Source organism: Exiguobacterium sp. s26 (assembly GCF_018618235.1).
GTDB lineage: Bacteria > Bacillota > Bacilli > Exiguobacteriales > Exiguobacteriaceae > Exiguobacterium > Exiguobacterium chiriqhucha.
Genome location: NZ_JACSLS010000014.1, coordinates 13,904 through 38,800 on the forward strand (window position 1 = coordinate 13,904; position 24,897 = coordinate 38,800).

General features: G+C 51.9%; 25 protein-coding genes. 24 read left to right on the top strand and 1 reads right to left on the bottom strand.

Annotated elements, in window-relative coordinates:
- The first annotated feature begins 125 nt into the window (after window positions 1–125).
- The 5 genes from mnmE (at window position 126) to KNP82_RS14200 (ending at window position 5,918) form a co-directional block, all read left to right on the top strand.
- Window positions 126–1,505: a tRNA uridine-5-carboxymethylaminomethyl(34) synthesis GTPase MnmE gene (gene mnmE / locus KNP82_RS14180; protein WP_021067853.1), complete on the top strand. Its 1,380-nt coding sequence runs from the start codon at window positions 126–128 to the stop codon at window positions 1,503–1,505.
- 15 nt (window positions 1,506–1,520) lie between these two features.
- Window positions 1,521–3,407: a tRNA uridine-5-carboxymethylaminomethyl(34) synthesis enzyme MnmG gene (gene mnmG, locus KNP82_RS14185; protein ID WP_021067854.1), complete on the top strand. Its 1,887-nt coding sequence runs from the start codon at window positions 1,521–1,523 to the stop codon at window positions 3,405–3,407.
- 4 nt (window positions 3,408–3,411) lie between these two features.
- The gene (rsmG, locus tag KNP82_RS14190; protein WP_021067855.1) at window positions 3,412–4,128 is read left to right on the top strand and encodes a 16S rRNA (guanine(527)-N(7))-methyltransferase RsmG; all 717 of its coding nucleotides are present in this window, start codon (window positions 3,412–3,414) and stop codon (window positions 4,126–4,128) included.
- Window positions 4,129–4,207: 79 nt separating this feature from the next.
- Window positions 4,208–5,086 carry a nucleoid occlusion protein gene (gene noc / locus KNP82_RS14195; RefSeq protein ID WP_021067856.1) on the top strand — a complete coding sequence of 293 codons (879 nt, stop codon included), beginning with the start codon at window positions 4,208–4,210 and terminating at the stop codon, window positions 5,084–5,086.
- A 49-nt stretch (window positions 5,087–5,135) separates the two neighbouring features.
- Entirely contained in the window at window positions 5,136–5,918 is a 783-nt protein-coding gene (locus KNP82_RS14200; protein ID WP_029596439.1) for a ParB/RepB/Spo0J family partition protein, read from the top strand.
- Here the strand turns inward: KNP82_RS14200 and yyaC are convergent.
- Window positions 5,891–6,517: a spore protease YyaC gene (gene yyaC / locus KNP82_RS14205; RefSeq protein ID WP_021067858.1), complete on the bottom strand. Its 627-nt coding sequence runs from the start codon at window positions 6,515–6,517 to the stop codon at window positions 5,891–5,893. The genes KNP82_RS14200 and yyaC overlap by 28 nt on opposite strands.
- Before the next feature lie 169 nt (window positions 6,518–6,686).
- Here yyaC and KNP82_RS14210 point away from each other — a divergent pair, with 169 nt between their 5' ends.
- From KNP82_RS14210 to KNP82_RS14300, 19 genes are all read left to right on the top strand, one after another.
- A complete protein-coding gene (locus KNP82_RS14210) occupies window positions 6,687–7,625 on the top strand; it encodes a mechanosensitive ion channel family protein (RefSeq protein WP_214828480.1) in 939 nt (312 codons plus the stop codon).
- Window positions 7,615–7,818, top strand: coding sequence for a DUF951 domain-containing protein (locus KNP82_RS14215; protein WP_016509068.1), 204 nt, complete (start codon window positions 7,615–7,617; stop codon window positions 7,816–7,818). The genes KNP82_RS14210 and KNP82_RS14215 overlap by 11 nt, the downstream gene beginning before the upstream one ends.
- A 152-nt stretch (window positions 7,819–7,970) precedes the next feature.
- Window positions 7,971–9,071: a redox-regulated ATPase YchF gene (gene ychF, locus KNP82_RS14220; RefSeq protein WP_029596437.1), complete on the top strand. Its 1,101-nt coding sequence runs from the start codon at window positions 7,971–7,973 to the stop codon at window positions 9,069–9,071.
- Between the two features lie 130 nt (window positions 9,072–9,201).
- A complete protein-coding gene (gene rpsF / locus KNP82_RS14225; protein ID WP_021067861.1) occupies window positions 9,202–9,489 on the top strand; it encodes a 30S ribosomal protein S6 in 288 nt (95 codons plus the stop codon).
- A gap of 37 nt (window positions 9,490–9,526) precedes the next feature.
- Window positions 9,527–10,036: a single-stranded DNA-binding protein gene (gene ssb / locus KNP82_RS14230; protein ID WP_021067862.1), complete on the top strand. Its 510-nt coding sequence runs from the start codon at window positions 9,527–9,529 to the stop codon at window positions 10,034–10,036.
- Between the two features lie 41 nt (window positions 10,037–10,077).
- Entirely contained in the window at window positions 10,078–10,308 is a 231-nt protein-coding gene (gene rpsR, locus KNP82_RS14235; protein WP_015880232.1) for a 30S ribosomal protein S18, read from the top strand.
- 150 nt (window positions 10,309–10,458) lie between these two features.
- Window positions 10,459–12,450 (top strand): DHH family phosphoesterase, encoded by a 1,992-nt coding sequence (locus tag KNP82_RS14240; protein WP_214828483.1) that lies wholly within the window; start codon window positions 10,459–10,461, stop codon window positions 12,448–12,450.
- The gene (rplI, locus tag KNP82_RS14245; RefSeq protein ID WP_021067864.1) at window positions 12,447–12,890 is read left to right on the top strand and encodes a 50S ribosomal protein L9; all 444 of its coding nucleotides are present in this window, start codon (window positions 12,447–12,449) and stop codon (window positions 12,888–12,890) included. Before KNP82_RS14240 ends, rplI begins: the two co-directional genes overlap by 4 nt.
- An 18-nt stretch (window positions 12,891–12,908) precedes the next feature.
- A complete protein-coding gene (gene dnaB, locus KNP82_RS14250) occupies window positions 12,909–14,261 on the top strand; it encodes a replicative DNA helicase (RefSeq protein WP_021067865.1) in 1,353 nt (450 codons plus the stop codon).
- 234 nt (window positions 14,262–14,495) lie between these two features.
- Window positions 14,496–15,785, top strand: coding sequence for an adenylosuccinate synthase (locus KNP82_RS14255; RefSeq protein WP_021067866.1), 1,290 nt, complete (start codon window positions 14,496–14,498; stop codon window positions 15,783–15,785).
- A gap of 120 nt (window positions 15,786–15,905) precedes the next feature.
- Complete coding sequence (yycF, locus tag KNP82_RS14260; RefSeq protein ID WP_021067867.1) at window positions 15,906–16,616, top strand: response regulator YycF; 711 nt, start codon at window positions 15,906–15,908, stop codon at window positions 16,614–16,616.
- Window positions 16,617–16,619: 3 nt separating this feature from the next.
- Entirely contained in the window at window positions 16,620–18,461 is a 1,842-nt protein-coding gene (gene walK, locus KNP82_RS14265; RefSeq protein WP_021067868.1) for a cell wall metabolism sensor histidine kinase WalK, read from the top strand.
- Window positions 18,461–19,846, top strand: a complete 1,386-nt coding sequence (yycH, locus tag KNP82_RS14270) for a two-component system activity regulator YycH (protein WP_029596436.1) — start codon at window positions 18,461–18,463, stop codon at window positions 19,844–19,846. The genes walK and yycH overlap by 1 nt, the downstream gene beginning before the upstream one ends.
- Complete coding sequence (locus tag KNP82_RS14275; RefSeq protein WP_214828486.1) at window positions 19,833–20,657, top strand: two-component system regulatory protein YycI; 825 nt, start codon at window positions 19,833–19,835, stop codon at window positions 20,655–20,657. Before yycH ends, KNP82_RS14275 begins: the two co-directional genes overlap by 14 nt.
- Before the next feature lie 13 nt (window positions 20,658–20,670).
- Window positions 20,671–21,462: an MBL fold metallo-hydrolase gene (locus KNP82_RS14280; RefSeq protein ID WP_021067871.1), complete on the top strand. Its 792-nt coding sequence runs from the start codon at window positions 20,671–20,673 to the stop codon at window positions 21,460–21,462.
- A 51-nt stretch (window positions 21,463–21,513) separates the two neighbouring features.
- A complete protein-coding gene (locus KNP82_RS14285) occupies window positions 21,514–22,782 on the top strand; it encodes a S1C family serine protease (protein WP_029596434.1) in 1,269 nt (422 codons plus the stop codon).
- A 37-nt stretch (window positions 22,783–22,819) separates the two neighbouring features.
- Complete coding sequence (locus KNP82_RS14290) at window positions 22,820–22,981, top strand: CxxH/CxxC protein (protein WP_021067873.1); 162 nt, start codon at window positions 22,820–22,822, stop codon at window positions 22,979–22,981.
- An 83-nt stretch (window positions 22,982–23,064) separates the two neighbouring features.
- A complete protein-coding gene (rlmH, locus tag KNP82_RS14295; protein WP_058765186.1) occupies window positions 23,065–23,544 on the top strand; it encodes a 23S rRNA (pseudouridine(1915)-N(3))-methyltransferase RlmH in 480 nt (159 codons plus the stop codon).
- 224 nt (window positions 23,545–23,768) lie between these two features.
- Entirely contained in the window at window positions 23,769–24,710 is a 942-nt protein-coding gene (locus KNP82_RS14300; RefSeq protein WP_214828489.1) for a hypothetical protein, read from the top strand.
- Window positions 24,711–24,897: the final 187 nt, after the last annotated feature.

Consider the following 24,897-nt stretch of genomic DNA (forward strand, 5'->3'; position numbering starts at 1 on the left):
TAATTCACTGAAATGCAACCGTTACTCGAGAGGTCGGACTCTTTCGTTCGAGACAAATATCGTGTATAGTAGGTGCGTTATGCATAAGATAGAGGAAGTAGTAAGAAGTATGGGAGGGAAAGATGATGCTAGAGTTTGACACGATTACGGCGATTTCGACGCCGATGGGTGAAGGGGCAATCGGAATCGTCCGCTTGTCCGGTGACCGCGCCGTCGAGACGGTGGGCCGTGTGTTTTCTGGAAAGGATTTGACGAAAGTGGAGTCACATACGATCCATTACGGAAAATTGAAACGTCCTGGCACGGACGAGGTCGTCGATGAAGTCATGGTGAGCATCATGCGCGCACCGAAGACGTTCACGCGAGAAGACGTCGTCGAAATCAATTGCCATGGAGGAATCGTCGCGGTCAATCGTGTCCTCGAACTGATTCTTGAACAACCGGACATCCGCTTGGCAGAACCGGGCGAGTTCACGAAACGCGCCTTTTTGAATGGACGGATTGATTTGTCGCAAGCCGAGGCCGTCATGGATTTGATTCGTGCCAAAACGGATCGGGCTATGAACGTCGCCATGTCTCAGATGGAAGGACGCTTGTCACGGCTCGTCCGCGAGTTGCGTCAACTGTTGCTTGAGACGATTGCGGCGGTCGAGGTCAATATCGACTATCCGGAATACGACGCCGAAGAGATGACCCAGGCCATCGTCGAAGACAAGGCGGGCGAAGTGAAGCGTGTGCTCGAGCAACTGCTTGAGACGGCGCGACAAGGCAAGATTTTACGAGAAGGGCTCGCGACAGCGATTATCGGTCGACCGAACGTCGGCAAATCATCGCTCATGAACACGCTCGTACAAGAGACGAAAGCGATCGTCACGGAAATCGCAGGAACGACGCGCGATACGATTGAAGAGTATGTGAACGTCAAGGGCGTTCCGCTCAAATTGATTGATACGGCAGGAATTCGGGAGACGGAAGATATCGTCGAGCGGATCGGTGTCGAGAAATCGCGCAAGGCGCTCGCCGGGGCGGACTTGATTTTGCTCGTCTTGAACGGGCATGAAGGTCTGACTGTCGAGGATGAGGCCTTGTTTGAGGCGATTGCTGGTATGAATGCGATCATCATCATCAATAAGACGGACTTGCCACAAAGTATGGATTCTTCTAAGCTGGAGAAACTAGCGGCAGGTCGCCCGATCGTGGCGACGTCTCTCTTATTAGAAGAGGGAATCGATGCATTGGAGAAGGCGATCTCGAACTTGTTCTTCGCTAAAGGCGTCGAATCACAGGATATGACATATATCTCGAACGCACGACACATTCAGCTCATCAAACGGACAATCGAACAAATCGATGAGGCGCTCGGAAGTGCCGCCATGAATTTACCGATCGATATGGTCCAAATCGATTTACGACGGGCGTGGGATACGCTCGGCGAAATCAACGGGGACACCGTTCAAGAAAGTTTGATTGATCAACTCTTTTCACAGTTTTGTCTTGGGAAATAATAAGGAGGAACAACTATGGCTTACACGGCAGGCGAGTTTGATGTCATCGTCATCGGAGCTGGTCATGCGGGAATCGAGGCCGCGCTGGCTTCGGCGCGCATGGGCGCGAAAACGGCGATGCTCACGATGAATCCGGATATGGTTGGATTCATGTACTGCAACCCATCGATCGGTGGTCCCGCGAAAGGGATCGTCGTTCGCGAAATCGATGCCCTTGGCGGCGAAATGGCGAAGGCGATCGATGCAACGTACATTCAAATGAAGATGCTCAACACATCAAAAGGTCCAGCAGTGCGCGCATTACGGGCGCAAGCGGACAAATTCCAATACCAAAATCATATGAAGAAAGTGCTTGAAGACGAACCGAACCTATTGCTTCGTCAAGCGCTCGTCGAACGACTTCTCATCGAAGACGGAAAAGTCGCCGGCGTCGTCACGAATACTGGTTCGGAGTACCGCTCGAAAGCGGTCATCGTCACAACGGGTACGTTCATGCGCGGTCAAATCATTATCGGCGAATTGTCGTATGAGAGCGGTCCGAACAACCAGATGCCTTCGGTCGAATTGTCGAAGCATTTAGAAGAGCTCGGGCTCGAACTCGTTCGTTTCAAAACGGGGACACCGCCACGCATCGACGGCAAGACGATTGATTACTCGAAGACGGAGATTCAACCAGGGGACGACAATCCGTCGCTCTTCTCCTACACATCGAAAGACCTCGACCCGATCGAGCAAATCCCGTGCTGGCTCACTTACACGAGCGAGCGGACGCACCAATTGATTGATGAGAACTTGCATCGTTCGCCAATGTACTCAGGTGCCATCAAAGGGACGGGCCCGCGTTACTGCCCATCGATTGAAGATAAAGTCGTCCGGTTCAACGATAAACCGCGTCACCAAATCTTCCTCGAGCCAGAAGGTCGCGACACGGAAGAAATTTACGTGCAAGGCTTCTCGACGAGTATGCCGGAAGACGTTCAGCATCAAATGCTCCGGACGATTCCAGGGCTTGAGAACTCAGAGATGATGCGCCCTGGATACGCGATTGAGTACGATGCAGTCGTACCGACGCAACTTTGGCCGACACTCGAGACGAAGACGGTTGGCGGATTGTTCACGGCAGGTCAAATCAACGGGACGAGCGGCTATGAAGAAGCGGCCGGACAAGGCATCATGGCCGGAATCAACGCCGCATGCCAAGTGCTCGGCAAAGAGCCGGTCATCTTGGACCGCTCACAGGCGTATATCGGCGTCTTGATTGATGATCTCGTGACCAAAGGGACGAACGAGCCATACCGTCTGCTCACATCCCGCGCCGAGTATCGGTTGCTTTTGCGCCACGACAATGCGGACCTTCGTTTGAGCGACATCGGCCACGAGGTCGGTCTATTGTCACCAGAGCGTCATGCCCACCTTGAAGACAAACGAGTCGCCATCGCGGCAGAAGTGAAGCGTCTCAACGGACTCGTCATCAAACCGTCCGCTGACGTGAACGCCGTGCTCGAAGAAGTTGGCGCGAACCCGCTCAAAGAAGCGACGCATGCCAGCATTTTGTTGAAGCGGCCAGAAGTGACGTACGCGACGCTCATGCGCTTTGCACCGGCACCGATCGAAGTGCCGTTTGAAGTGGCGGAGCAAGTCGAGATTCAAGTGAAATACGAAGGCTACATCTCGAAGCAGCTTGAGCAAGTCGAGAAGATGCGTCGGATGGAAGAAAAACGGATTCCGGAGAAACTCGATTACGATGCAATCGGTGGTCTTGCGACGGAAGCGAAACAAAAACTAAAACAAGTTCGTCCGCTCTCGATTGGACAAGCGTCACGTATTTCCGGGGTAAACCCGGCGGACGTTTCGATTCTTCTTGTCTATATCGAGCAAGGACAATACGCGACAGTGGAGTGAAACGATGAACCAATCCCAATTTATTGAGGCGCTGCAGGCAGAAGGGTTTGAATTGAGCGAGAAACAACTCGCTCAGTTCGAATTGTATTTCGAGATGCTCGTCGAGTGGAATGAGAAGATGAATTTGACGGCGATCACGGACAAGGAAGAAGTGTATTTGAAGCATTTCTATGACTCGCTCAGTGCGGCGTTCCATTTCGACTTCGCAAACGTGGATACCGTATGTGATGTCGGTGCCGGGGCTGGATTCCCGAGTTTGCCGCTCAAAATTCTATTCCCGCACCTTCACGTGACGATTATCGACTCGCTTAACAAGCGAATCACGTTCTTGAACGAACTCGCGCTCGCGCTCGGGTTAGAAGGTGTCGCGTTCCATCACGGACGCGCCGAAGAGTTTGGAAAAAATAAAAAATTTCGTGAGCAATTTGATGTCGTAACCGCCCGTGCGGTTGCCCGGATGACGGTGCTCGCCGAGTACTGTTTACCGCTCGCAAAAGTCGGCGGAACGTTCGTAGCGCTCAAAGCAGCGAAGGTTTCCGACGAGCTGGTCGATGCGAAAAACGCCTTGGCCGTGCTCGGTGGGAAAGTAAAAACGACACACCAGTTCCTATTGCCAGGAGAGATGAGTGAGCGTAATATCGTAATTGTAGATAAATTACGAAAAACGCCTGGGAAATATCCACGTAAAGCGGGTACCCCAGCGAAAGAGCCGCTAATCTGAGCAATAGTGTTTCACGTGAAACTAAAAGCAGATTCCGGTAGTGGAATCTGCTTATTTTTTACATAGAGGGGTGCCGACGTTGAAGAAAACATTTGCTAAACTGTTCGGAAGTCGTCCAGAAGTGGCGGTTACAGAAATCGCAGAAGTCAAACCGAATGACGCGGTTCAAGACATCGCGTTATCGTTGCTTCTCCCGAACCGTTATCAACCGCGTAAAGTATTCGAGCCGGCTAAAATCGAAGAGCTCGCTGTCACAATCGATGAACATGGTCTCCTGCAGCCAATCGTCGTCCGAAAAGCAGAAGAGGGACGCTACGAGATTATCGCTGGGGAACGCCGCTTCCGCGCCGTTAAATCGCTCGGCTGGTCGGTCATTCCGGCCATCGTCCGGGAGATGGATGACGATACGACTGCCGCTCTGGCATTGATTGAGAACTTGCAGCGCGAACAGCTAAGTCCGATTGAAGAAGCGGAGGCGTACGATCGTCTGCTCGCCATGAAAGGTCTGACACAAGACGCGCTCGCGAAGAGTCTCGGCAAGAGTCAGTCGACGATTGCCAATAAACTACGCCTGTTGAAATTGCCGAACGACGTCAAGCAATGTTTGCGCGACCGCCAAATCAATGAACGTCACGCTCGGGCGCTTTTGCCGCTCAAAGAGGAAGGACTCCAGCTCCAAGTGCTCATGGAGATTATAGAGCAGGACTTTAACGTCAAAGAGACGGAAGAACGCGTCGCCTTCTTGACGACACCGATTGAAGAAGAGAAGCGGAAACCGAAAAAGCAACGCCGTCGGACGAAAAGTTTCGCACGTGACACGCGAATCGCCCTCAATACGATCCGGGACTCGGTCAGTTTGATCGGAAAGACCGGGATTGAAGTCCAGACCGAGGAAGTCGAAGAAGACGAATTTGTTGAAATTCGAATTCGAATCCCGAAAGCACGGCCACAAAAGTGAGCCTGTGCTTTTTTTATAGCTATCAGTCAGAAGGAATGGAGGAATCATGATGGAACGGTTACCGATTAAACACATTCGTCCCAACCCGAACCAGCCCCGTAAGCAGTTCGAACCAGAAAAGCTAGACGAGCTCAGGCAATCGATTGAACGTTATGGGGTGTTGCAACCAATCGTCGTCCGTAAAGCGAGTGGGTTTTATGAAATCATCGCCGGCGAGCGCCGGTTTCAGGCTGCTCAATTGGCCGGCAAGACGGATATCCCGGCGTTGATTGTCACGGCCGACTCGGACCGCGTCATGGAACTCGCCTTGATTGAGAATATTCAACGTGCCGACTTGAACGCGATCGAAGAGGCGCTCGCCTACGAACAGTTGATGCAAACGCTCGGATTGACCCAGCAACAACTGGCCGAACGCGTCGGCAAGAGTCGGAGCCATGTGACGAACAGCTTGAGACTGCTTCGGTTACCGAGCGCGGTCCAGCATGCGGTCATGGTCGGTGAGTTGACGATGGGCCACGCCCGGGCCATCACCGGCATGAAATCGGTTCAGGCGATGGAACAGATTGCCCGTCGCGTCATCGCCGAGCAATGGACGGTCCGCCGACTCGAGCGCTATTTACAAAAGGAGCGCATTGAAAAAAAGACGCTCAAACGCTCGGACGCCGACGTGGAAGCCGTCGAGGCGGTGCTAGCGGAACGTCTTCAAATGGATGTATCGATTCGCCCGCGTCGAAAAGGGGGCGTCCTCGAGCTGAAGTATTTCTCGCAAGACGATTTGGAACATCTATTGACGTTGTTATCGCCTCAAGATTTCGATTCGTCACGAGACTGACGAAGTCGGGTGATGGCCGCCTCTTCTTGATGAAGCCGCCCGATGCGTGAGTCGAACTCGACGAACCCGTCGGTGATGAAACGGGCCAGCTCATAGACGAGGTGGAGGCGCGTGTTTTGCAAAATCATCATTTCCATGAAGCCACTTACGTTGACGACGGCTTTAATGTTGTATTCGCCGACCGAAGGGAGTTCTTTTTGAACACCGGCACCGGGGGCGAGCGGTCCTTCTGAGAAGAAGATATAACCGACACTCGACAAGCGACCGAGGCAAGCGTCGATGGCGATGATGAGGGGGCGATGGAACCGTGTCTGAATCTCATGGAGCGTCTCGACAAGGTTCAGCGCATGGACCGGTTTTGTCAACGTGCCGTACACATGGATATTGCGGACAAAGCGCTCCTCAAGGAACGTGCCGACGAGCGGTCCGAGCGAGTCACCGGTGGAACGGTCGGAGCCGATACAAACGAGGACGATTGGACGATGCGTCTCCTTTGCCAACTGATCATGCAGTTGATCGGCAAAGAGCTTGGATCCACTCCGTTCGGTATGTTCGATGAAGAAAGAGTATGGTTTATGAGGTTTTAGGCGAAACGGCATGAATCTCATCCTCTCTTCTAAGCTGCCTGCGTCTAGTTGCAATTGCGGAATGAAACCGTATTATCCCATTCCCGGAACACCGAAACTTATAACGTCCGGATGTAGGGTTTGAGAAAAGTCGTTAATTATGGTTTGATGGGTTAGAATCTATAACGCTAGAGGTGACAACATGGCTTCACAAAATACAGATACAAACTTAAGCACGGTAGCCGACGAAACGATGGATAGTGTCAATCGGTTCGTCGCCTATTTTCAAGACACGGAGATGTGGATCGGTCTCGGTATCAAATTGACTGGTGTCGCACTCATCATCTTGGCACTTTATGTGGCGTCACGCATTTTGACGTCGATGGTCCAACGCGTGTTCGCACTGCGTAAAATTAAAGAGCACGATATTGTGACGCAACGGCAAAACGAGACGCTATCGAAATTGGCCCAAAACACGATTCGCTATGTGCTCGGCCTGATCATGATTTTGACGGTGCTCGGGCAGTTCGGCGTCAATATCGCCGGTTTAATCGCATCGGCCGGGGTCGCCGGTCTGGCCATCTCGTTTGGCGCGCAAAACTTGGTGAAGGACGTCATCACAGGTGCGTTCATCATCTTCGAGAACCAGTATAAGAACGGGGATTACGTCAATTTAAATCAACAAGTCGACGGTACCGTCATCGAAGTCGGAATTCGGACGACGAAGTTGAAAGGGTTGAACGGACAAGTGACGATCATCCCGAACGGACAAATCATGCAAGTGACGAATTATTCACTCGAAAACAGTGTCGCAGTCGTCGATATCGGTGTCGCGTATGAAGAAGACACGGATAAAGTGGAGAAGGCGTTGAAAGAGATTGCGAAGACGGTCGAGGAGAAGTATCACGACTTGTTCATCGAACCAATTACGCTCGCTGGTGTGCAGTCGCTCGGACCGTCGGAAGTCGTCTATCGTCTCATGGCCGAAGTTCCACCGACACAACACTTCGCGGCCGGTCGGATTTTGCATAAAGAGTTGAAGGCCGGGCTAGATGAGCGCGGAATCGAAATCCCGTATCCGCGTACCGTCATGATGCCGCCAACCACAACGACTAAAGGAGCGCCGGAAAATGCAGGCTAAATCGTATGAGTTGAACGATTTTGTAGAAATGAAGAAACCGCATGCGTGTCAGACGAATCGCTGGCAGGTGACTCGGGTCGGAATGGATATTCGCATCAAGTGTCAAGGATGCGGGGCGAGCGTGCTCATGCCGCGTCGCGACTTTGATAAGCGATTGAAAAAAGTGCTTAAACAAGAGAACGCCGCTGAATAAGTGGCGTTCTTCTCTATGTTGCAACCGTGAGTTGCGGTTTAATCGAGGACTAACTATAATTGTGAAGGATGTGACGGTGTGGTGTACTGAACGTACCCACTCCACAGACGGATCAACATTTCCCGGGAAAGCCGGATGAGGAGGACATACAAGTGGGATTAACAGCAGGAATCGTCGGATTACCGAACGTCGGGAAATCGACATTATTTAACGCCATCACGCAAGCCGGTGTAGAAGCAGCAAACTATCCGTTCGCGACAATCGACCCGAACGTAGGGGTCGTCGAAGTGCCGGACGCACGTCTCGATCGGTTGACGGAACTCGTCAAACCGAAGAAGACCGTACCGACCGCATTTGAGTTTACAGATATCGCCGGAATCGTGAAAGGTGCGTCAAAAGGAGAAGGGCTCGGAAACAAATTCCTCGCCAACATCCGTGAAGTCGACGCGATTTGCCAAGTCGTCCGTTGCTTTGAAGACGACAACATCACGCACGTGGCAGGAAAAGTCTCGCCGATTGATGACATCACGACCATCAACCTCGAATTGATTTTGGCCGACCTTGAGTTGGTCGAGAAACGCATCACGCGCGTTCAAAAAATGGTCAAGTCGAAAGATAAGGGTGCACCTCAAGAACTCGAGGCACTCGAAATCGTTCAAGCCGTCCTCGAATCGGAGCGCCCGGCTCGCGTTGCCGAGTTGACAGAAGACCAGCTTGCGATCGTCAAACACTTCCAATTGCTCACGATGAAGCCGATGCTTTACGTCGCAAACGTCAGTGAAGACGAAGTGGCGGATGCCGATCAAAACCCATACGTCCAAGCAGTTCGTGAACACGCGGCGACAGAAGAGGCGAAAGTAATCGTCATCTGTGCCCGCATCGAAGAAGAAATCTCAGAGCTCGAACCAGAAGAGCGCCTTGAGTTCTTGCAAGACCTCGGCATCGAAGAATCAGGTCTCGATCAATTGATTCGTGCCGCTTACTCGACGCTCGGTCTCGCGACTTACTTCACGGCCGGTGAGAAAGAAGTACGCGCCTGGACGTTCAAGCAAGGCATGAAAGCCCCACAATGTGCGGGCGTCATCCACTCGGACTTCGAGCGTGGATTCATCCGGGCAGAAGTCGTCTCGTATGAAGACTTGTCAGCTGCCGGCAATATGACGACGGTCAAAGAACAAGGGAAACTCCGCTCAGAAGGAAAAGAATATGTCTTCCAAGATGGCGACGTCGTCACGTTCCGTTTCAACGTTTAAGCCATTTTACGGAAACGTATTGTAAAACGAACAGAAGTTTGATAGTATATTATGACGTGAGTAAAACATTTGTTTGCTCCTTGCTCCTACAACCGGTAGGAGCCGTTAGTCCAAGAGGAGGTGAAAGATAATGCGTAAATACGAACTTCTTTACATTATCCGTCCATCAGTTGATGAGGAAGCTAAGAAAGCTTTAATCGAACGCTTCAACAACGTCATCACTGAAAACGGTGGTACTGTTGATAAAACAACAGACATGGGTAAACGTCGTCTCGCTTACGAAATCAACAAGATGCGCGAAGGACACTACGTTCTTCTCAACATCACTGCTGAGCCTAAAGCGATTCAAGAAACAGAGCGTCTCATGAAGATCTCTGATGACGTTGTCCGTCAAATGACAACTAAAGACGAGCGTTAATTCTTAACGCTTCATATTGCGAAAGGGGAGCTTTGAGATGATTAACCGAGTTGTGTTAGTTGGTCGATTGACACGCGATCCAGAAATGCGTTACACGCAGAGCGGGATTGCCGTAACTCGCTTTACTCTCGCTTGCGATCGTCCATTCACTGGACAAGATGGGAAGCGCGAGGCGGACTTTATTGATTGTGTCGTTTGGCGCAAACAAGCAGAGAACGTGGCACAATATTTGAAAAAAGGCAGCATGGCCGGCGTAGACGGTCGCCTTCAAATCAGTAGTTACGAAGGTCAAGATGGCCAACGTCGTTACCGGGCAGAAGTCGTAGCCGATAGCGTACGCTTCCTTGAACCACGCGGTGCCTCAGGGCAACGTGATACAGCACCGGCTGGAGATGTCTTCGGTGGTGGTGAGTCAAGTGGGTCAGGATGGGGCGCAGCCGCTTCTTCGACTTCATCTCAGTCCTCGAACTCAAACAAAGGTTTTGAAGCTGACCCGTTCTCGGGTGGCGGAAAAATCGACTTATCGGATGACGATCTGCCATTTTGATCGCGTCGATTCGAAAACTAAACTAAAAAGGAGGTCTTCACATGGCACGTCGTCCAGGAGGTCGTCGTCGTCGTAAAGTATGTTTCTTTACGTCGAACAACATCACCCATATCGATTATAAAGACGTAGAATTGCTCAAACGCTTCGTTTCGGAGCGTGGTAAAATTCTTCCACGTCGTGTGACTGGTACTTCAGCGAAATACCAACGTCCACTTACTGTCGCTATCAAGCGCTCACGTCAAATGGCTTTGCTTCCATACGTTGCAGAGTAATTTTTGACACACGGCTTATCCCTCGGGATAGGTCGTTTTTTGTTTTCTGAGCCGATGTAGGAGTGTAAGTGAAACGGGCGGATATGGTATGATAGAGCAGAAACCATTTAGACATCATGGGTGGAACACCACTCATTTTAGGAGGCACACATGCACAGTGGTGAAGCAATAACATCAGTGAAGAACCAGTACGCGCGTCACGCCGTTCCATATGTGATTGGAATGTTGGTCGCGTTAGGATTGGCGTTCTACAGCATTGTGGCGGCAATCACCCTGTTCGTGGGCACGCTGATTTTTTTCATCTATCAGCAAGTGACGATTCGACGAGAGCGCAAGGCATGGGAACAATACGTTCATTCCTTGTCGCATCGGATTGAAGATGTTGGGAAAGAAGCGCTCACCGGCATGCCGATCGGGATTCTCGTCTTTGACGAAGCTCGTCGCATCAGCTGGTTCAATGAACAGTCTCGACTCATCTTTGAGCTCGAGATGGAACTCGGAATCTCGATTGACTCGATTCACTCGGCGTTCACCGAATTGATTGAGGAAGAAGAGGACGAGGCGACCATCGAAGTCGGAGACCGCGTTTATCGGGTCCTCTACAATAGGGAGTATCAGACACTTTACTTGTTCGATATGACGGACGAGGCAGAGATTGAACAAAAATACTCGGAAACACAGACGGTAATCGGCGTCTTATACTTAGACAACTATGACGAGATGTCGACCGCTGTGGATGAACAGGTCCGGAGTGAAATCAATCGACGTGTGACCGTCCTCTTGAACCAATGGGCTCAAAAATACCACATCTATATGCGTCGGACGGCAGCCGACCGCTTCTTTCTCGTCATGAACGAACGGACGCTCTCTGAACTCGAGAACAACCGCTTCTCGATTCTCGATGAGGTCCGCGAGGCGACGAAAGAGCATAAGATTCCGCTCACACTCTCCATCGGGATTGGTTGTGGAGAGACGACGTTGACGGAACTCGGCAACTTGTCGCAATCGAGTCTCGATTTAGGGCTCGGACGTGGCGGTGACCAGGTCGTCGTCAAGCGTCATAACGGGAAAGTCCGCTTTTTCGGCGGCAAGACGAACCCGACCGAGAAACGGACTCGGGTTCGAGCCCGCGTCATCTCGAACTCGATGCGCGATTTGATTCGCGAGTCGAGCCGTGTCCTCATCATGGGCCACAAAAACCCGGATATGGACTCGCTCGGCGCCTCGATCGGCATCATGAAACTGGCTGAATTCGTTGGACGCGAGGCGTACGTCGTCATCCCGGCCGGCGAGACGAGTGTCGGCATCCAACGTCTCGTCCATGAAGTCGAAAACGACGAAGACTTATATAGCCGTTTTTTGACAGAGTTCGAGGCTCAACCGCTTATCGACGAACAGACGCTCCTCGTCGTCGTCGATACGCACCGACCGTCGCTCGTCATCTCACGGGACATTTTGGACCGGGCGGAACGAGTCGTCGTTATCGATCACCATCGCCGCGGCGAGGAGTTCATCGAGGATCCGGTCCTCGTCTATATGGAGCCGTACGCGTCATCGACGTGCGAACTCGTGACGGAGTTGATCGAGTATCAGGCCGGGACGCGCAAGCTATCGATTTTAGAGGCGACGTCGCTCCTCGCAGGTATGGTGGTCGACACGAAAGGATTTACCCTGCGGACGGGGTCGCGGACGTTCGACGCCGCTTCCTTCCTTCGGATTCAAGGGGCAGACACCGTGCTCGTCCAACACTTCATGCGTCAAGACCTTGAATCGTATATCGAACAGTCCCATATACTCGAAAACACGGATATTTATTCCGATGGTATGGCGATCGCCGTCGCTTCGGATGATGAAGTGCATCATCAAGTGTTGATTGCCCAATCCGCTGACCAACTCCTCAATATGGAGGGCGTTAAAGCGTCGTTCGTCATCGCCATCTTGCCAGACGGCCGGACCGGCATCAGTGCTCGTTCGCTCGGCGACGTCAACGTCCAAGTCATCATGGAGATGCTGGACGGGGGCGGCCATTTGACGAACGCGGCGACGCAATTGAACGTGAGCCGGGAACAGGCGAAGACGTTATTACAAGAAGCGATTGATCATTATATGACAGACGAAACAGAGGGAGAGGATTCTGAATGAAAGTCATTTTAAAAGTAGATGTTAAAGGTCAAGGTAAAGCTGGTGACGTGAAAGACGTCGCGGACGCTTACGCAAAGAACGTACTCTTTAAAAAGAACTTGGCGGTCGAAGCGACACCGGGTAACTTGAAGGCGTTCGCCGCGAAAGAGCGACGCGCTGAAGAAGCGGCCGAAGAAGAATTGAAGCAAGCCCAACAGTTGAAGGACAAGCTTGAAAAAGAGACGATCGTCGTCAAGACGAAGTCAGGTGAAGGCGGTCGCGTCTTCGGATCGGTCACGAGCAAACAAATCGGTGAGGCGTTGAAAGGAATGGGCTACAAGATCGACAAGCGTAAAATCGAGCTTGAACACCCAATCAAAGCGCTCGGGTTCACGAAAGTGCCGGTGAAGTTGCATCATGACGTCACGGCTTCGTTAAACGTTCATGTTCAAGAAGCGTGAAGGTGAGGTAGACAACGTATGAGTGATGCGATTCAAGTCAACACCCCGCCACATAGCGTCGAAGCGGAACAAGCTGTCCTTGGGGCCGTCATCCTCGATTCTGACCGGCTGATTACGGCCTCGGAACGGGTCGACCCGGACGACTTTTATCGTGTCAGCCATCAACGGATTTTTGAGGCGATGCTGAAGATTAACGACCGCGGCGAACTCGTCGATTTGGTCACGCTCAGTTCGGAGCTTCAAGCCCAAGGCATTCTCGATGAAATCGGTGGATTGAACTATTTGGCGGAAATCGCCGAAGCGGTTCCGGCCATCGGCAACATCGGTTATTATTTGAACGTCGTCGACCAAAAGGCGGCGTTACGCCGCTTGATTCGGACTGCGACGAATATCGTCTCGGACGGCTATGAACGCCAAGATGAGGTCGATGCTGTCCTGTCAGACGCCGAGCGGAACATTTTAAAAGTCTCGCAACGTAAAGGGCAGTCAAGCTTCCATCCGATCGGCTCGGTCTTATCGGACGCCTACTCGACGATTGAAAAACTGCACCAATCGAGCGGCGAAATCACCGGTATCGCGACCGGGTTCAGCGATCTCGACAAGATGACGGCCGGTTTCCAACGCAACGACCTCATCATCGTCGCGGCCCGTCCTTCCGTCGGGAAGACGGCCTTCGCCTTGAACATCTCGCAAAACGTGGCCGTCCGTACCGGCGAGAACGTCGCCATCTTCAGTTTGGAGATGGGTGCCGAGCAGCTCGTCATGCGGATGCTCTGTGCGGAAGGCAATATCGATGCCCAGCGTCTACGGACGGGACGGCTCGAGGCCGAGGACTGGGGGCGACTCTCGCTCGCCATGTCGTCACTGTCACAAGCCGGTATCTATATCGATGATACGCCGGGTCTTCGCGTCAACGAGATTCGGGCGAAGTGCCGCCGCTTGAAACAAGAGCACGGCCTCGGCATGATCATGATTGACTACTTGCAGCTCATCGTCGGGAACGGCAAGCCGGGCGAGAACCGGCAACAAGAAGTCTCGGAAATCTCGCGTACGCTCAAAGCAATCGCGCGTGAGCTTCAAGTGCCGGTCATCGCCTTGTCACAGCTCTCACGTGGTGTTGAGAGCCGTCAAGACAAGCGGCCGATGATGTCGGATATCCGGGAATCCGGGGCGATTGAGCAAGATGCCGATATCGTCGCGTTCTTGTACCGGGATGACTATTACGACAAAGAGAGTGAAGACGCCAACACGATCGAGATCATCATCGCCAAGCAGCGTAACGGTCCGACGGGGACGGTCAAACTCTCGTTCCGAAAAGAATATAACAAGTTCGTCAACATGGAGACGCAAGCCTTTGCGCCACCGATGTAGGACGAATGATTCTGCCAGGCGACGTCTCATGACGTCGCCTTTTTGGTCGGTCTTTAGACCTAAACGTATCTTGATTTTGAAGAATTCCATCATTGAACGAGAAATGACACGTCAATAACGAACGAAAGGTTACAACTTAAAAATATCGTTCGGTATTAGGTTGACTTTCAACAAGAGCAAGTGTACACTTACGGATGGTTTGAATAGAACGTTTATCTACAAGGAGGATTCATTATGTCATCAGTAGTCGTAGTGGGAACGCAGTGGGGCGATGAAGGTAAAGGGAAAATCACGGACTTCTTATCGAAGCAGGCCGAGGTCGTCGCGCGTTATCAAGGGGGAGACAACGCTGGTCATACAATCGTCTTCAACGATACGAAGTATAAACTTCACTTGATTCCATCGGGGATCTTCTACTCGGACAAAACATGTGTCATCGGGAACGGGATGGTCGTCAATCCGAAATCGCTCGTCACGGAGCTCGCGTATTTGCATGAGCGCGGTGTGAGCACGGATAACCTCCGCATCTCGAACCGGGCCCACGTCATTTTGCCGTATCACCAGTTGCAAGACAAGCTCGAAGAGGACGCGAAAGGCGACGCCAAAGTCGGGACGACACTCAAAGGGATCGGTCCTTGCTACATGGACAAAGCGGCGCGCATCGGGATTCGCATCGCCGACCTGCTCGACAAAGAAGTGTTCGCCGAGAAGCTCAAGACGGTCCTCGCGATTAAAAACCGCATGTTCGTGAAGATGTACGAAGTCGATGCGATCGAATTCGATGATATCTTTGAAGAATACTATGCGTACGGCCAACAGTTCGCCAAGTACGTGTGTGATACATCGGTCGTGTTGAACAACGCGCTCGACGAAGAACAGAAAGTGCTCTTCGAAGGCGCGCAAGGTGTGTTGCTAGACATCGACCACGGGACGTACCCGTTCGTCACATCATCGAACGCGGCTTCAGGCGGCGTATCGAGCGGTGCCGGTATCGGTCCATCGAAGATCCATCACGTCGTCGGCGTCTGTAAGGCGTACACGTCACGCGTCGGAGACGGCCCGTTCCCGACCCAACTTGACGATGAGATCGGTCACACGATCCGTGAAGTCGGAAAAGAGTACGGTACGACGACAGGACGTCCGCGTCGCGTCGGTTGGTTCGACTCGGTTGTCGTCCGCCACTCGCGCCGCGTCAGCGGCATCACAGACCTTTGCCTCAACTCGATTGACGTGTTGACAGGTCTTGAGACACTCAAGATTTGTACGGCATATGAGTTCGAAGGCAAGCTCCTCGACGAGTACCCACCGAACTTCCGCGTGCTCGAACAGTGCAAGCCGGTGTTCGAAGAGCTCCCAGGCTGGACAGAAGACATCACAGGCATCCGCAAGTTCGAAGACTTGCCGGTGAACGCACAGAACTACGTCAAGCGCATCGAAGCGTTGACGGGTATCGAATTGTTGACGTTCTCGGTCGGACCGGCACGTGAGCAGACGGTCATCTTGCGTGACATTTACGAAGCATAAGACAGAGAGCCCTCGTGGCTCTCTTTTCATTTCCACGGAAATGGACCACGCTTTCTAACCTATAGAAAAAGAGTTACAATGTAGACATGTACGTTTAACGATAAGAGGAGGACTCACTGAATGGATCGTACGATTTTAGTGGTAGATGACGAACAACCAATTGCAGATATATTGAAGTTTAAGCTTGAAAAAGAAGGATACCAAGTCCACGTCGCATATGACGGGGAAGAGGCGCTCGTGAAAGTCGAAGAAGTCAAACCGGATTTGATTTTGCTCGACATCATGCTGCCGCTCAAAGACGGCATGGAAGTGTGCCGTGAAGTCCGTAAGAAGTACGACATGCCAATCATCATGTTGACGGCGAAAGACTCTGAGATCGATAAAGTGCTCGGACTTGAGCTCGGTGCCGACGATTACGTCACAAAGCCGTTCAGCTCACGCGAGCTTTTGGCCCGCGTCAAGGCGAACATGCGCCGTCACGCAACGGCTCCGGCCCCAGAGACGAAAGGTGCCAACGACAACGATATCGTGATCGGTGATTTGACGATTCATCCGGATTCGTACATGGTCACGAAACGGGAAGAGAAAATCGAATTGACACACCGTGAGTTCGAGCTCATCCATTACCTCGCCCAAAACATCGGGCAAGTCATGACGCGGGAGCATTTGCTCCAGACGGTGTGGGGCTATGACTACTTCGGCGATGTCCGTACGGTCGATGTGACGGTCCGACGTTTGCGCGAAAAAGTCGAAGACAATCCATCGACGCCGACGTATATCATCACGCGCCGTGGTGTCGGGTACTATTTAAAAGCAGGAGAAGAAGACTAAACGATGAAACGGACGAACTTCTTTAAATCTATCCAGTGGAAGCTCGTCGTCATCTATGCGCTGCTCATTCTTGTTGCGATGCAAGTCATCGGAGTGTACTTCGTACGCTCCCTCGAACGACAATACATCAACAACTTCTCGCAGTCGCTCGTCGATCGAGCCAACCTTCTGAGCTATAACGTCAGTGAAGGAATCGCATCGAACGGTGGTGACTCGACCTCGGACCAGCAGTTGAACCAGGTACTGGATCAACTGCTGTCTGAGTTTACGGAGAGCACGACGCTAGCTGACGACATTCGCGAAGTCCAGATTATCGACACGAACAGTGTCGTCCGGGCGACGTCGAACCCGAACAACCAGAGTCTCGTCGGACAACGGACGGCGAACTCGTTCATTCAAAAATCATTCGCGACGAGCGGGGCGCAAGAGACGCTCGTCTATGAAGACTCGAACGAACGCATGCGCGTCGTCGCCGTTCCGGTCAAATCAGAAGTCGATGGGACGACGACCGGTATGATTTATATCGAGGCGTCGATGCAATCCATCTACAATCAGATGGAACAAGTGACCCGGATCCTCGCGACCGGGACGCTCATCGCCCTCATCATCACGTCGATTCTTGGGATTTTGCTGTCACGGACGATTACGCGACCGATTGCGGATATGCGTCGTCAAGCCGTCGAGATGCGAAAAGGAAACTTCTCGCGGAAAGTTAAAGTCTATTCCGACGACGAGGTCGGTCAACTCGCCTATTCGTTCAACGAATTAACCGATGAGCTGATGGAAGCGAATGCCACGACCGAGGCCGAGCGACGCCGCTTGACGAGCGTCCTCGAGAACATGTCAGATGGGGTCGTCGCGACGGACCGCTCGCTTCGGGTCATCTTGATGAACGACCAGGCCCGTGACATGATTGGGCTCGCCGAAGAAGAGGCGATGGGTGCGAACCTACAGAACCTGCTCGAGTTTGACGATGAGATCGTCATCCCGGAAGACGGGACGATGCCGCCGAAACTGATCGACCTCAGTACGGACGAAGAGCTGTTCCTCGTCCGCGCCTACTTCTCGCCGATTCAAAAGCATAGCGGACCGATCACCGGTCTGATCGTCGTCTTGCACGACGTGACCGAGCAAGAACAAGTCGAGCAAGACCGCCGTGAGTTCGTCGCGAACGTCAGCCACGAGCTGCGGACGCCGCTCACGACGATGCGGAGTTACCTCGAAGTGCTCGCGGAAGGCGCATATAAGGACGACGAGCTCGCCCCGCGCTTCCTCGAGACGACACAAAACGAGACGGAGCGGATGATCCGCCTCGTCAACGACTTGTTGCAACTGTCGAAGATGGACAGCAAAGAGTATACGATGCAAAAAGTGAAGTTCGATTTTATCCAGTTCTTCAACGATATCATCGAGCGACATGAGATGACGAAAGGTGAGACGATTCAGTTCCGCCGTAAGCTCATGAAGCGTCGCGTATACGTCCATGCCGATCAAGACAAGATGACGCAGGTCATCGATAACATCATCACGAACGCCGTCAAGTTCTCGCCGGAAGGTGGGACGATCACGTTCCGGACGATGCTCCGTGCCAAACGGCTCGTCATCGGCATTAAAGATGAAGGAGTCGGTATCCCGAAATCGAACTTGAAAAAAATCTTTGAACGGTTCTATCGGGTCGATAAGGCCCGGGCCCGCAATATCGGTGGGACCGGACTCGGTCTATCAATCGCCAAAGAAGTCGTTTCCGCCCATGGCGGCGACATCTGGGCCGAGAGTGAGTTCGGACGTGGGACGACGATTTACTTCACCATCCCGTTCGATACGATCGTGGAGGTGAATGACTGATGGAACGACCACGCTTCTTGGCGAAGCCAGAACTAGTGAAATCGCTCGTCTTGCTCACCTTGATCGTCACGTCCATCGTCCAAACGGTCATCCTTTGGGATTACCATCCGAAGTATCAGTCGGTCCAATCGGAGACGCAAGTCGCGACGGTGGATGAGTCGTTGCAGCGCCAGGCGCGTCAAGTCATCGTGCCGGCCCAAACGGTCGTCCATGAGAATAACGCCGTCTTTGCCACGAAGAACACGCCGAAGCAGATCATGCGCGTCATCCGGGAATCGTTCGAAGCGAGCGAGTTCAAACCACTCGCCGTCAAGAACGTCCCGAGTTTGTATGCGGGCGTCGACGAGGCCGTCGAACTGATTTTACCGGAAGCGTATTATGCGGACACGCTCAGCTACATGCTCCCGGGCTCATACAGCCTGTCCGGGAAAGTGCCGCAGCGCGCCCTCATCTTCATGAAGGACGACACGTGGCGCATCCGTACCATCATGAGCGACCAGTCGCTCTGGGAAGGCCGCTTGTCGAAAGTCGGCCAAGGGGACGTCAACAGCCTGTTCTTGAAAGATTCGGACCGGGCGATGCGACGTGTCACGTACACGGATGAACGCGTTAACTATATCCCGGTCGTCGGACCAGAGATGAATGAGCTGTTCGCCTATGACGTATCTCAAATTCAAATCTCGGCGCGCCTCGACTGGATGCGCGATACGTTCTTCCCGGGTGACCCGAACGTGCAGGAAGTCGATCCGGCCAGCTCTGTTGGCGCCCTCACGAACGGGGTTAGCGTCGCCGAGTACGATGCGAACCTGAACGCGAGCCGCTACCGTAACTTGTCGCGCAATAGCACGGAACAAGAGTCGGTCATCGGGCTCGACACGATCGTCGAGTTCGTCAACTTCCACGGAGGTTGGGTCGATGAGACGTCGGAGAGCCAAGGGTTGTCGCTTCGCTTCGATGCGATTACCCCGGCCAATCAAGGGTTTGAGACGACCGTGTTCCGGTTTCACGTGAACGGTTTCCCGGTGTTCAGTCAACGGGAGGCGTTCATCAACAACGACGCCGTCGATTTGTCGACGCTGCGTGTCGAGAACGACGGGACGCAAGTCCGATCGATCACCCGGCACCATCTCGAAATCGATCGTTTGATCTCGGTCGGGACGACGCAGCTCGCGGATGGACAAGATGTGGTTGATACGCTCGTCAACGCAGGACGATTTGAAAACGTGACCGAGATTCGTCTCGGCTATGAGATTGAATACAATGAAGACACGAGCCGTTACGTCACGTTCTCCCCGAACTGGTTCGTTCGGGAAGCCGGAAGATGGATTCCATTCGATCAACCGGAGGACTGGACAGAAAGGATGATGTATCGTGGACTGGAGTAAAGCGAAAACGATTCTCCTCTTCGCCTTCCTCGCGCTGAACATCTACCTGTTGTTCCAGCTCTTGACGGAAACGTGGGCGACGGAGGTCGTGACGAACGACAATACGTCAATCGCGCAAATCTTGGACCAGCGCAACGTCGATGCGTCGAAGTTGCCACGGATGGGTCGGGACATCGGCTATTTGACGGGATCGTCGGAACAGATGTCGGCCTCGATGATCACGCAGAATCGGGAAGCCCAACTGGCGACGACACTCGACAACATGCAGCTCGAAGTCGAGCTCAAACAGCCCGTCCCACTCGATCAAAACGATTTGCGGACGACCGCGGCGACGTTCGTCTCAGAGTACGTCCCGTTCGGTTCCGAATATGCGTACTGGCGATATGACGCCGAGACGCGTCAAGTCGCTTTCGTACAGATGTATGAAAATAATAAAATTTTCTCGAACCCCGAAATCAACGGGGAGACGGAACAGTACATCGGTCCGTCGCTTTTATTGCTTCAACTGAACGAAGCGTTCGAAGTGACCGACTATAAACAACGTCATTTGACGAACTTGTCCTCGAAGTCGCAAGACGATCTCGTTTTGACGGCGAGCGAGGCGATCTCGCAACTCGCGGCCCGGAAATACTTCCAGCCGAATCAAGAGATGCGAGCCATCAATACAGGCTTCTATAGCCTGCCGCTCGACAGTTCCGGCAGCCTGATTATCATGCCGCCGCTCTGGGCGATCACGATTGACGAGGACGCCTACTTCGTCAATGCGATTGACGGGACCGTCGAACGGGTCGAATTTGATTCAGAAGAATGAAAGGAGTGATCGAGTGACTTTACGCTATAGTGTGCTTGCGAGCGGTTCGACCGGAAACGCCCTCTACATTGAGACGGAACGGGCGAAATTGCTCGTCGACGCCGGATTGACCGGGAAGGCGATGCAACAACGCATCACCGAAATCGGCCGATCGTTTGACGGTATCGATGCACTGCTCGTCACGCATGAGCACTCCGACCATATTAAAGGTGTCGGGATTCTCGCTCGAAAGTACAATTTACCGATTTACGCGAACGCGAAGACGTGGGACGCGATGGAATCCTTGATTGGGAAGGTCGACCCGGCCTTGAAGTTTCACTTTGAGGTAGGCGAGATTAAACAGTTCGGGGATATCGAGATCGAGTCGTTCAACGTCAGCCATGACGCGGCCGACCCGATGTTCTACCAGTTCGCCCATGACGGCAGACGCCTCGCCCATATCACCGACACGGGTTATGTGTCCGACCGGATGAAAGGTGTCATCCGCGGGGCCGATGACTTTATTTTCGAATCGAACCACGACGTCTCGATGCTCCAGATGGGACGTTACCCGTGGAGCGTCAAGCGCCGGATACTCGGGGACTACGGTCACGTCTCGAACGAAGACGCGGCCATCGCGATGAGCGAGGTCATCGGGGATCAGACGAAACGGATTTATTTGGCTCACCTCAGTAAAGATAACAACATGAAAGAGCTCGCTCAAATGAGCGTCTCGCAAACACTCGGGACGCGTGATGTCGACCTCGGTCGCATCAAATTGTGCGATACCGACCCATCGACCCCCACTTCGCTCGTTTCTTTATAAGCGAACTTGGGAAAAGACAGATAACACACTGTCTTGAAGGGGGGACGCGTCGTGAATGAAGAGAGACACCATGAGTATGAACCTCAAGACGTCGAACCTTTAGAGCACGAAGCAGATACAATGAACGATGTAAAACCGACGTACCCATCTCGTAGCGAGTGGCGCCCGAAGCAAGAAGAACATGTGCGCCATAAGCCACGAGTGAATTTAAAACCGTTGTTACTCGGAGGGGTTGGCGGATTCTTAGGAGCGGCTTTGTTCTTTTTGGCGATGATGCTCTGGGATTCCCCAACCTCTCGTTTTGTGACGAATGAACTGATTCGGACGGAACAAGCCGTCACTGTCACGGAATCTGACATCACGAGCGCTGTGACGGGCGCTAAGACGTCCGTCGTCAGCATTACGAACATCCAGCGGGCGTTCACCTCGGACTCGCAGTGGGAGGCCGGAGCGGGCTCTGGTGTCATCTATAAGGTCGACGGCGACACGGCGTATATCGTCACGAACTTCCATGTCATCGAAGAAGCGGATGAGATCAACGTCGCGTTTTCTGATGGACAAGTCGCTTCGGCGACGATTCTCGGAGAAGACCCGCTCAATGATTTGGCTGTCGCATCGGTCAAACTGCCGGCCAATATCGACGTCGCCCCGATTGCCCTCGGGGACTCGACCGTGCTCCAGGCAGGCGAGACCGTCATGGCGATTGGGAATCCGCTCGGCGTCTTTTCAAACTCGGTCACCCGTGGTATCGTCAGTGGTGTCGAACGCACCGTGCCGGTCGATACGAACAGTGACGGCCTCATGGATTATAACGCCGAGGTCATCCAGACCGATGCAGCCATCAACCCGGGTAACTCCGGCGGGGCACTCATCAACATCCGCGGCGAGCTCGTCGGCATCAACTCGATGAAAATCGCCGAGGCGAGCGTCGAAGGGGTCGGCTTCTCGATTCCCGTCAACGTCGCGTTGCCGGTTATCGATATGCTCGAGCGTGATGGGGAAGTGACGCGGGCCCAGCTTGGTGTCACGATTCAAGAAGTCATCGCCGTACCGGGTAACGTCCGGGAAGAGTATGGGATTAGTTTTGATAACGAAGACGGGGTGTTCGTCGAGGCAATCACGCCCGGCAGTCCAGCCGAAGAGGCGGGCCTCCGCGTCGGTGACGTCATTGTCAAAATCGGCGACCGTGACATCAAACGTTACGTCGATTTGCGAGACGCCCTGTACCGAGACGCCACGGTTGGGGATAAGGTCACGATTGAATATACACGACGCGGCAAGGCAGACAAGACCGAGGCCACATTAACTGAAGCAACCTAAAGGAGCGGCGACGCTTCTTTTTTAAGGAGGAAACATTGTGGAAAAAAAAGTATGCAAGGAACATGTTGAAATCGCTTTAGATATCATTGTCGATGAGACGGGGGAATACCCGTTGCTCGAAGAACTATCCACAAGTGGACAAGTGACATGTGAGTTCTGCGATGCCGACGCAACATATGTTGTGTCAAGCAAAAAATGATTATCAACATGTGGATTTGTGGATAACTCTGTGGATAACCCTATGGATAACTCCAAAAAAACTGTGGAAAAAGGAAGAATTGGATGAATATTTCAATTATCACGGTCGGCAAACTAAAAGAGAAGTATTTGAAACTAGGGATTGCCGAGTACACAAAACGCCTGTCGGCCTATGCGAAAGTGCAGGAAATCGAGGTCGCAGACGAGAAAGCGCCCGAGCATTTGAGTGAAGCGGACATGATTCTAGTAAAACAAAAAGAAGGCGAGCGGATTTTGGCGAAAATCAGTCCGGACACGCATGTGATTGCCTTGGCCATCGATGCCAAACAACGAACGAGCGAAGAGTTCGCCCGCGAGCTCGACAACTTGGCGACGTACGGGAAGAGCAAAATCGCGTTCGTCATCGGCGGCTCGCTCGGCTTATCGGATGACGTCATGAAACGTTCGGACGACACGATCTCCTTCTCGAAGATGACGTTCCCGCATCAATTGATGAAGCTTGTCTTGTGCGAGCAGATTTATCGGGCGTATCGGATCAACAGGAATGAGCCTTACCATAAATAAATGAAGTCTAATAAAAGGTTGATGAGCTAATGCTTATCAACCTTTTATTTTGTTCTTAAGACACTTTTAAATAGAGATTAAGATTCTAATACAGACTTATTTCTTGTATCCAATTTAAAAAGGATTGTAGATAATTAGTTTCGAATTTACAATATAGATAAAAATCATCAATAAATGGTATTTTTTATAATAAATCATTTTTAAACGTAGAGGAGCCTTCCATAATGGAATCAAAACGAGAGCGAACGACACGACGAACATCATTTTTTCAAAGATACTTAATCCCAATCACAATCGTTTCGTCTGTAGTTGTATCTGGTACAGTCGGGTACTTTGTCAGCCACTTCAACACGAAAGAATCGTTTGCTCAAGCGGAGATGCAATCTCGTGTCGACGATATGCAAGTAGAATCTGTCACAACTATCGAAAAAGAAGTACCGCGAATCATTAATGATTTAAAAGAATATGATAAAGATTTAAATGAGCTCGTCCAACAAGTCGATTGGTTGAAGCAAAATATGATTCCTGTCCGTGACGGATTGGAGTATATCAATTCAGCGACGTTTGTCATTTCAGGAATTAACAATGTGGTAAGCCATCCGATGTTAAGCAAAGTAACTACTCATTTAAGTACTGCTAACAGCACATTAAATGAAGTGGATGCCGTTGTATTTCGACTAGGGCACTTATCGGATATCAAACAAGAGATGGGTAAGACACGCGAACGAGTCAATCAATTATATGAGACCTATCAAACCGAGAATGATCCAGCATTACTTTTAGAGATGGAGCGCGAATTGGATACTGAACTTGTGTATCAAATTGAAGATGCTCGAACCGCAACGATTGAAGCGAGGGAAGCCCTAGAATCATCTACCAAAGTCATTTTAGCAGCAAACTATGCAAACTCTACTTATCAAAAGGTCAAAAATACGAGTGGAAAAGCCATCGAGAAACTACAATTTTGGAAAGAGGAAAAAAACGAAAATAAAATTGATCAAGATGAATTTGATCGAATTGAAAAAGAACTTGCGGATTCGAGGGAGCGTCTGAAAGATCTGCCTGAGGAAATGGCCGAGCGATCAAAAGAAACGATTTCATCCATCAATGAAGTGAAAACGGAGCTTCAAGTAGTAAGGTTGGCTGAAGTGATTCAAGCAGATTAAAAATGATTGAAGTTGCTAACAGGGGATAAAATTGAACGTGACTGCAGGCGTAATTACACTCCATTCTAATCTAGAGATTCTTATAAAAAAGGACCGGCTAGACTGACCTAGCTATATGAGACACTAATAAAAACACCTTGATTAGGCTGCCGCCACACCATATTTTATCGGTGTGAGGTAGCCTAAT

What these genes read in the sequence shown, in the direction of transcription:
- ssb (WP_021067862.1), top strand. Translation starts at nt 9,527, where the DNA reads ATGATTAACCGAGTTGTGTTAGTTGGTCGATTGACACGCGATCCAGAA.
- KNP82_RS14215 (WP_016509068.1), top strand. Translation starts at nt 7,615, where the DNA reads ATGCAGGCTAAATCGTATGAGTTGAACGATTTTGTAGAAATGAAGAAA.
- KNP82_RS14200 (WP_029596439.1), top strand. Translation starts at nt 5,136, where the DNA reads ATGGAACGGTTACCGATTAAACACATTCGTCCCAACCCGAACCAGCCC.
- yycF (WP_021067867.1), top strand. Translation starts at nt 15,906, where the DNA reads ATGGATCGTACGATTTTAGTGGTAGATGACGAACAACCAATTGCAGAT.
- mnmE (WP_021067853.1), top strand. Translation starts at nt 126, where the DNA reads ATGCTAGAGTTTGACACGATTACGGCGATTTCGACGCCGATGGGTGAA.
- rpsR (WP_015880232.1), top strand. Translation starts at nt 10,078, where the DNA reads ATGGCACGTCGTCCAGGAGGTCGTCGTCGTCGTAAAGTATGTTTCTTT.
- KNP82_RS14255 (WP_021067866.1), top strand. Translation starts at nt 14,496, where the DNA reads ATGTCATCAGTAGTCGTAGTGGGAACGCAGTGGGGCGATGAAGGTAAA.
- mnmG (WP_021067854.1), top strand. Translation starts at nt 1,521, where the DNA reads ATGGCTTACACGGCAGGCGAGTTTGATGTCATCGTCATCGGAGCTGGT.
- KNP82_RS14240 (WP_214828483.1), top strand. Translation starts at nt 10,459, where the DNA reads ATGCACAGTGGTGAAGCAATAACATCAGTGAAGAACCAGTACGCGCGT.
- rlmH (WP_058765186.1), top strand. Translation starts at nt 23,065, where the DNA reads ATGAATATTTCAATTATCACGGTCGGCAAACTAAAAGAGAAGTATTTG.
- yycH (WP_029596436.1), top strand. Translation starts at nt 18,461, where the DNA reads ATGGAACGACCACGCTTCTTGGCGAAGCCAGAACTAGTGAAATCGCTC.
- rplI (WP_021067864.1), top strand. Translation starts at nt 12,447, where the DNA reads ATGAAAGTCATTTTAAAAGTAGATGTTAAAGGTCAAGGTAAAGCTGGT.
- KNP82_RS14210 (WP_214828480.1), top strand. Translation starts at nt 6,687, where the DNA reads ATGGCTTCACAAAATACAGATACAAACTTAAGCACGGTAGCCGACGAA.
- walK (WP_021067868.1), top strand. Translation starts at nt 16,620, where the DNA reads ATGAAACGGACGAACTTCTTTAAATCTATCCAGTGGAAGCTCGTCGTC.
- rsmG (WP_021067855.1), top strand. Translation starts at nt 3,412, where the DNA reads ATGAACCAATCCCAATTTATTGAGGCGCTGCAGGCAGAAGGGTTTGAA.
- yyaC (WP_021067858.1), bottom strand. Translation starts at nt 6,517, where the DNA reads ATGCCGTTTCGCCTAAAACCTCATAAACCATACTCTTTCTTCATCGAA.
- rpsF (WP_021067861.1), top strand. Translation starts at nt 9,202, where the DNA reads ATGCGTAAATACGAACTTCTTTACATTATCCGTCCATCAGTTGATGAG.
- KNP82_RS14300 (WP_214828489.1), top strand. Translation starts at nt 23,769, where the DNA reads ATGGAATCAAAACGAGAGCGAACGACACGACGAACATCATTTTTTCAA.
- dnaB (WP_021067865.1), top strand. Translation starts at nt 12,909, where the DNA reads ATGAGTGATGCGATTCAAGTCAACACCCCGCCACATAGCGTCGAAGCG.